Source organism: Nocardia alni, assembly GCF_019038435.1.
In the GTDB taxonomy this organism is placed as follows: domain Bacteria; phylum Actinomycetota; class Actinomycetes; order Mycobacteriales; family Mycobacteriaceae; genus Nocardia; species Nocardia alni.
Genome location: NZ_JAGPOX010000249.1, coordinates 1 through 7609, shown reverse-complemented (window position 1 = coordinate 7609; position 7609 = coordinate 1). Strand labels below are relative to the sequence as shown.

Sequence of the window (7609 nt, the reverse complement as noted above, 5' to 3'; positions counted from 1 at the left end):
CTTGCGGGTCCAGCTCGCGGGGACCGGCATCCAGGTGATCGAACTGGTGCCACCGGCGGTTCGCACCACATTGATGAACCAGCAGGACCTCGAGTCCGCGATGCCGCTCGAGGAGTTCCTCGCCGAGGGTGCGCCGCACGTATTCCAGGGCTTCGCCGCCGACCTCGACGAGGGCGCTCTCGCCCTCGACCATATCGGAGCCTTCCTGCGCCACCGACTCGACGTCGGCATGGGCGAGGTGGCCTCGAGCCGCCGCTGACCTTCCGACCAAGGCCGGATAAACGAAGTCACAGAGATAGAGGGAGCACCACCAATGAAGATCACGGGTAACACGATTCTGGTCACCGGCGGAACCTCGGGCATCGGCCTCGGGCTGGCGTTGCGCTTGCGCGAGGCCGGTAACACGGTCGTCGTCGCGGGGCGTCGCAGGGAACTGTTGGAGCGCATCGCCGACGAGCATCCGGGGGTCGGGACCGTCGAACTCGATGTGACCGACCCCGAGTCGATCGCACGGGCGCGGCGGCAGTTGGTCGCCGCGTATCCGAACCTCAATGTCGTCGTCACCGCCGCAGGGATCATGGTGACCGAGAACCTGCGTGATCCGCACTCGCTGCGGGTGGCGGAGGACACCGTCGCCACGAACCTGCTGGGTACCATCCGGACGGTCTACGCCTTCGTGCCGCACCTGCTGACCCAGGACGACGCGGCGATCCTCACCGTCAGCTCCGGGCTGGCGTTCGTGCCGCTGCCGATCACCCCGACCTACAACGCGACCAAGGCCGCGGTGCACTCCTTCAGTGAGGGCTTGCGGGTCCAGCTCGCGGGGACCGGCATCCAGGTGATCGAACTGGTGCCACCGGCGGTTCGCACCACATTGATGAACCAGCAGGACCTCGAGTCCGCGATGCCGCTCGAGGAGTTCCTCGCCGAGACCATGGCCCTGCTGCGCGCGCAGCCCGACGCGAGGGAAATCCTCGTCGAGAACGTCAAGTTCCTGCGCAACGCCGCGACCGACGGCACGTACGACAACGTTCTGGCCCTGCTGTCGAGCCACTGACCGGTCTTCCATAAAGGAGTACAACCATGTCCGTAATCCTGATCACCGGCGCCTCTTCCGGTATCGGCAACCTCACCGCGCGGGCGCTGGCCGCCGCCGGCCACACCGTCTACGCCGGCATACGCGAGAGCGCCGGACGCAATCAGGGCAAGGCGCGCGAACTATTGGACCTCGCCGGACGCGACCGCGTCGACCTGCGCGTCGTCGACCTCGACGTCCAGTCGCAGGAGTCCGCCGACCAAGCGGCGAAGGCCGTCGTCGCCGAGGTCGGCCGCATCGACGCCGTGGTGCACAACGCCGGTCACCTCGCGCTGGGATATACCGAGGCGTTCACCGTGGAGGAGATCGCGCATCTGTTCGACGTCAACGCCTTCAGCGTGCAGCGCGTCAACCGCGCCGTGCTGCCGTCCATGCGCGAACGCCGTTCCGGAACCTTGCTCTATGTCGGCAGCACCACCACCGTCAGCGTGCCGCCGTTCCTCGGTCCCTATGTCGCCTCGAAGTTCGCCTTCGATGCGCTGGCCCAGGTCACCGCGTACGAGGTCGCCCACCTCGGCATCGAGACCGTGATCGTCATGCCCGGGGCCTTCACCCGGGGTACCGACCACTTCCCGAACGCCGGCCGGGCCGCGGACCAGCAAGTCGCCGCCGCCTACGCCGAACTCGACCCACTGGTGGCCGGCTACGATGCCGCGACCGCGGGCCTGTACGCCCCCGGCTCCGACCCCGATCCGGCCACCGTCGCCGACGAGATCGTGCGCATCGTCGGCCTCCCCGTCGGGGACAAGCCCTTCCGCAGCGTCGTGGATTTCACCCGCTCCAACGTTGCCGAGGTGAACGAGGTCGCCCGTGCTTCCGCGGCGGATTTCGTCACCCGCATGGGGATGGCTCAGCTACTCCAGGTCAGGCTCGACCCGTCAGTGTCCTGAGATAGGCCAAGACCGGCCCCAGCGTTTCGTCGCGGCGGGTCAGGACGAGTAGGTCCGGTCCGGTTACCTCGGCGATCGGCAGGTAGACCAGACCGCCGACGGCCAGGAGCGAGGTCTCCTGCGGGACGATTCCCACGCCCAGGCCGGCGGCGGCGAGGGCCAGGACGGCGAGGGTGGTCGGAACGAGGCGCACACGCGCGTCGGTGCCCGGAGTGGTCGGGCGGATCCGCTCCTCGATGGTCAGGGTGTCGGAGCCGCTGGTCGGCAGGATCAAGGTTTCGGCGGCCAGGTCGGCCTTCTGTACGACGCCCCGGCCGGCCAGTCTGTGGTCACCGCGTACCGCGGCGGCCAACACGATGGGCGCGCGTACCCGGCGATCGAGACAGTCCATGGACGATGTCCACGCCATTTCGGGTGTGTAGCCGAGGTCGATCGCGCCGCCGGCCAACTCGTCGACGACTTCGTCCAGCGCCATCTCGCGGACCTCGATCTCGACGGCGGGGTGGGCGTCGTGGAACGCGCGCAGATCGGTGGGCAGGATGCCGTTGAACGCGGCGACACCGGCGAAACCGATCCTGATCGACCCGGCTTCGCCGAGGACCGACTGCCGGGCGACGTACAGCGTCCGGTCCGCCTGGTCGAGCGCCCGGAGCGCCTCGGCGTACATCAGCCGCCCGGACTCGGTGAGCTCCACCTGACGGCTCGTCCGGGCGAACAGCGGGCCGCCGACCTCGGCCTCGAGCTGCTGGATCTGCACGCTCAGGGTCGACTGCGTCACGAAGAGCCGGGCGGCGGCCCGGCCGAAGTGCAGCTCCTCGGCGACCGCGGCGAAGTAGCGGAGGTGACGCAGTTCCATGGCCTCAACCTATCGTTCGCGCACAACGATGTGATCGACGTTATGGACTGGCCTGGGAGTGACGGTAACTGGGGTTCGGGATGATCTCTCCGGTTCTGCGGTCGAGAACCTCCATGATGTCCTCGGCCGGGATCGCTTCGGTGAAGGCGACCTCCTTCTCCCAGTTGAACACGTAGCGGTGTCCCTGCAGGGCGAAGGTCTCGGCAACGTCGACGCCGGAGGTCGACGTCCGGACCTTGTAGCGCCACCGATAGTGCTTGTGGATGTAGGTCGGGTCCATCGATGTCGACACGAACTGGGTCTTTCCGGTCGTGCTGACGTGGTTTTGAATGGTCTGGGGATTGTCCGGGTTCTTGGGCGGGATGCCGTTCTCGAACGCCTCGGTCGGCATCAGCTCGCCGGTGTGGTAGACGATGATGCCGGGTTCGCTCTCGACGACCCGGTTCTGGTCGGTCGGCACGAGCAAGTCCTGGTTGACCTCCGGCGGCAGGTCGAATTCGTCGTGCGCCTGCTCGTCTGCCGGGGGCTGGGGGTTCGGTTGCCGGTTGCCCGGACGCGGAATGTCGGGGTGCGCCGGCAGGAAGGGGGCGGCTACCTCGATGATCTGGGCCAAGTGGTCGTCGAGCACCGTATAGGGCTCATCGTCGCTCAGATGACCCATCAGGTCGCCGGGTCGTGCCTGGGCGCGGGGGCCCGTCGGACGCAGCAGACCGCGGCTGAGCCGGTACGAGTCCTGCGGTCCGTACGAGTGCATGATCTCGTGTTTGATCTTCTTCGGCGGCACTGCGGCGAACCACCGCAGCTGGTTCATCGGAAGGTCCTCGCTCGGTAGCCCGGGCAGAGCCTCCACTACCAGGTGCGCAGCCCTCGGATCGTCGACGAACTCCACCCGGGACGACATCTTCGCGCCGGTTCCGGGCAGTTCCAGGCCGGATTCATCGATGTCCTGATTGATGCTCTGATTGGCGGTACCGGCCTTGTTCATGATCTCGGCCAGAGTGGAATCCGTCGCTCCGGCGCCGGGCTTCAGGTGGACTCGCAGCCGGAATTTCCACTCGTTCGGCTCGGTGGTGAGGTCGTAGCGCACGACCTGCCGAATTCCACTGCGGCTGCCTCGATCCATCGTGGGCCGCCCTTCCGGATGACCCGGACGTAGGACGAAGGCGTCCTGCAGGCCCGGATCGTCCGCATCGGCCCGCAGGGGCCGCCAGCGCTCGGTGTCGATCGGGTATGTGGGCGCTTGCCCCGGGTGGGCCGGACTCCGCGATATCGTACGGGTGAGGGAAGTCGGGCCCAGAGCTTCTGGAGACACGTGTGCCGGAAGGGGATCGGTGATCACGATCATCGGATCGAGGGGGTCACCCTCGGCTGTCCATCGTGTGGGGTCCTGGGCGCGAAGCGCGGCCAGGGTCTCGGTGATCCCTGTCGCCGGGCCGCTGAGCTGCCGAGTCAGCGCGGCCCGTGGCACCTTCAGCGCCACCAGGACCTCGTCCAGGCTGAATGGCGTTCTGCCCAGGGCGGGGTCGAAGACCTGCCAGTCAGGGATGCCGAATTCGACGGTGTACACGAGGTTGCCGACGTACTGTATGCCCTCGCCGCTGACGATGACCCTGCGAGGATAGGCGCCCAGCCGGGTCAGTTCCAGCGCTGTCCGGTGCGCGCGTTCGGGCGACCCGACGTCGAGAGCGGACAGCGGCTGGTCTCCGTTCTCGTCTTCGAAGGTCATGCGGTCCAGGCCCCGGATCCAGTCCAGCGCGGTGTCCTCCTGGACCGGCGTCGGTGTCGAATCCGGGCCCCAGATCGCGAGCTTCGCCGGTGGCCGGGCGAACACGTGGTCGATGTAGTCGTGCTCGTCGGGCAGTGCGGTGTGCAAGTCGGTGAGCAGTTCGCGTCCCTCGGATACATCGCGGTAGGCACTCTGCACGGCCGACAGCGCGCGGGGATCGCGGTCCAGTCGTGTCACGAGTGCGAGCGCGGTCTCGGCCTGGTGTGCGTCGATCTGCTCCCACACCGCGTGCGCGTAGCGCCGCACCTCCGGCAGATTCTCCGGTTGCTCTCCGACGATCCGGGGCGGCGCCGGCGCGGCAGCGGGTACCGCGTCGGGGGCCCAGCCCATCAACCGCGCCACCCGGGACGCCTGCGCGCTGGTCAACAGGCCCTCGGCATGGGCGTGACGCACCGCGTCCGCCAACCGGACCGTGCGGTCCGTGCGGTCTTTGTAGGCGGATTGGTAGGCGGCTTGCAGGAAGGCGTGGTCGCGTCGCGCCGTCGCTTGGCGCAGGTTGTCCAGTAGTGCGCGGAAGTCGACCGGCCCGGCGCCCGTCAGGAGCGTGGTGAGTTGTGAGGCGTAGTCGTGATCCGCGTCCGAGTCCCGGGTTGCCGTCAGCAGAGCGTCGAACCGGGTACGTAGTTCTCCGCGCAGCAGCCCGGTGAGTGCGGGGTTGTACTCCAGGAGATCTGCTCTGGCCGGATTGCCCTGCATCATCGAGTGAACGATATCGACGATGTCGCTCTCGGCCGGTGGCGTTCCCTCGGCTTCGCGAGTGTCCAGGTAGTCGCCGACAGCCTTGCGGACCTGTCCGCCGAGGTTCCGGCGCGCCATGATGTCCAGGTTGTGCAGCAAGCGAGCATCGGAATCGTCGCTCACCAGTGCTCGGTCGAGTTCTCGGAGTGTCTCCCAGTGGTGCGTCTTGTCGTCGGTGTGCGGCGGTAGCAGATGGCCCGGAGCCAGGGCCATCGTGTGTGCGTCGGTGACGACCACGGTCTGATTGCGCAGGTAGCCCCGTGTGGTCCAGCGTTGCCACGCGTGGTCCTGGGCCCTGTCATCGGCGCGGCGCTGATCGAACGTGTCGATGACGTGCCCGACGGGGCCCTCGATATGTTCGGCCTTGTCGGGGTCCAGGTGTATCGAGGTCAGCCAGTCGCGGATGGGTACCGGTGTGCGGGCCACCGCCGGATCCCAGACCATCCAGTCGGCGTGACCGTCCTGGTCGCGGGTGTACACGAGGTTGGCGACGTGGTGATCCCAGTTCAGTTGATTGACCGAGCCGTCCGGCAGGACTTGCCGGGCTCGCAGGTCCGCGCCGTTGACCAGGATCTTGCGGGGATGGGTGCCCAGCCGGATCAGCTCCAGCGTCACGTGGTGCGCCAGTTGGACGCATCCGGTGTCGAGGTAGTCGTGGGGTACCGGGTGATCACCGGTCCAGTGTTCGAAGCTCATGGTTTCGATGTGCTCGAACCATTTCCGGGCGGTGTGCCACTCCACCGGTACCGGCTCACTGCCCGGTTCCCACGCCGTGGATCGCGCCGGCGGCTCGGCGAACAGGTGATCGATGTAATCGGTGTCCTTGGGCAGCGCGGTGCGCAGGTCTTCGGCGAGGTCGCGTCCCTCGGGCTGCAGGTATCCCTCTTGTATCGCCCACAGCTTGCGCGGGTTGCGGTCCAGTTGTTCCACCAGTGCCACAACGGCTTCGGGGGTGGGTGCGCTGCGGATCGCCTGCACGTAGGCGCGTACCTCCGGCAGTTTCTCCGGCGCCTGGCCCGGCCGAGCCGCCGTGCGGGGCGGTGCGGGGGCGTCGGCGGGCAGCGTCTGTGCCGGTGCGCGGCCCATCAGCCGTGTCATCCGCTGTGCCTGGGAGCGTGTCATCCGCCGCTGTTCGATCGCGTGGCGGACCGCGTTCGGCAGGGTACCCGCGCGCTCACCGGCGAACGTTGCCTCGAACAGGCGGCTGTTCCCGTGAATGGTGTTGTGGCGCAGGATGGTCAGCACGCGGGCGAAGTCGACCGGGCCGGGCCCGGCAAGCATCGCGCCCAGAGCCTGTGCGTAGGGTTGCTCGGGCACCTGCGGTGTATCGGAATCCTCTGGGGGCCGGGTGGTTTCGGCGGTTCCAGTGTCCGGGCCCGTAATATCGGCGGCGCGCTGACCCTCGCTCGATCCGCCGGTGGGTCGAGTATCGCTGCGTCCCTTGCCTTTCCGGTCTTCGGTGGGCGGCGGCTCGCGGTGCTGATCGTCCGTGAATCGACCTGTGTGCGCGAAATTCTCACGCGCGGCGTCGTCGCTGAAGTAACGCACGCCCCCGACTAGACGGCCCTGGTCCGGTATCGCGTCCGCTGCCGCTTCGGTCGGATCCAGGGACGGATCACCGATCGGTATGTAGCGAACGCCCTCGCGAGCCGGATCGGAAGGGACCACCTCAGCGGTGACGCGCCCGTTGTCCATCCCGGTAATTCGGAACACGGTGTCGAGCGGTAGCAGCACTCGTGGGTGCGCGGGATCGCCGGCGACGGCTGCGGACGAGGTGACGCCATGGGACGCGCTCATTGCCTCGTGTGTGGTGAAAGCCGTTGTGCTGCTGTTCGACCGGAGTGAGTATCGCCGAAAGAGAGTGCTGACGGGGGAGAATGACGTGCCTGCGGCCGGGCGCGTTCGGATAGGTTGCGCTGCACGGGATATCGACGCGTCACCGGTTGGCTGCGAAGGGGCGTCCTGGCCGCGGATACGGGATGCGAAGCGCTGCAGCCGTTGTAGTCCCTGTGATCTCCGGGAGGTTCGGTGTGGGGTGTCTCCGGGAGTGTGTGTGCTGCCGTCGGTCGCCGGGATACTGCTCCGCTGCCCGGTTGTGTCGTCGCGGGGAATCGTGGTCGTGTTGCCGCTCGCGCCGGGACCGGTCGATGGACCGCCGGGTGATCCGGTCGCGCGGTCTTCGCGTGCGCCGATGCGGGTGTCGGCGGGGAGTTCGGGGATTGTTTTGTCGCGGGGGCCGGTGG

Annotated in this window: 4 protein-coding genes and 1 pseudogene; 3 read left to right on the top strand and 2 right to left on the bottom strand. The window is 67.7% G+C overall.

Translation table 11 applies throughout. The annotated features are described in order from the left end of the window. The 3 genes and pseudogenes from JZ791_RS45805 to JZ791_RS42940 all read left to right on the top strand — a co-directional run. Positions 1–259, top strand: a pseudogene (locus tag JZ791_RS45805) (hypothetical protein); the annotation flags it as partial. A 54-nt stretch (positions 260–313) separates the two neighbouring features. Then, positions 314–1057, top strand: coding sequence for an SDR family oxidoreductase (locus JZ791_RS42945; RefSeq protein ID WP_216903529.1), 744 nt, complete (start codon positions 314–316; stop codon positions 1055–1057). A 26-nt stretch (positions 1058–1083) separates the two neighbouring features. Continuing rightward, positions 1084–1986, top strand: a complete 903-nt coding sequence (locus JZ791_RS42940) for an SDR family oxidoreductase (RefSeq protein ID WP_216903527.1) — start codon at positions 1084–1086, stop codon at positions 1984–1986. Here JZ791_RS42940 and JZ791_RS42935 read toward each other — a convergent pair. Continuing rightward, complete coding sequence (locus JZ791_RS42935; RefSeq protein WP_216903525.1) at positions 1961–2842, bottom strand: LysR family transcriptional regulator; 882 nt, start codon at positions 2840–2842, stop codon at positions 1961–1963. The genes JZ791_RS42940 and JZ791_RS42935 overlap by 26 nt on opposite strands. Positions 2843–2882: 40 nt before the next feature. Further along, entirely contained in the window at positions 2883–7163 is a 4281-nt protein-coding gene (locus tag JZ791_RS42930; RefSeq protein WP_216903523.1) for a protein-glutamine glutaminase family protein, read from the bottom strand. Between the last annotated feature and the right edge of the window lie 446 nt (positions 7164–7609).

What these genes read in the sequence shown, in the direction of transcription:
- JZ791_RS42930 (WP_216903523.1), bottom strand. Translation starts at nt 7,163, where the DNA reads ATGAGCGCGTCCCATGGCGTCACCTCGTCCGCAGCCGTCGCCGGCGAT.
- JZ791_RS42945 (WP_216903529.1), top strand. Translation starts at nt 314, where the DNA reads ATGAAGATCACGGGTAACACGATTCTGGTCACCGGCGGAACCTCGGGC.
- JZ791_RS42940 (WP_216903527.1), top strand. Translation starts at nt 1,084, where the DNA reads ATGTCCGTAATCCTGATCACCGGCGCCTCTTCCGGTATCGGCAACCTC.
- JZ791_RS42935 (WP_216903525.1), bottom strand. Translation starts at nt 2,842, where the DNA reads ATGGAACTGCGTCACCTCCGCTACTTCGCCGCGGTCGCCGAGGAGCTG.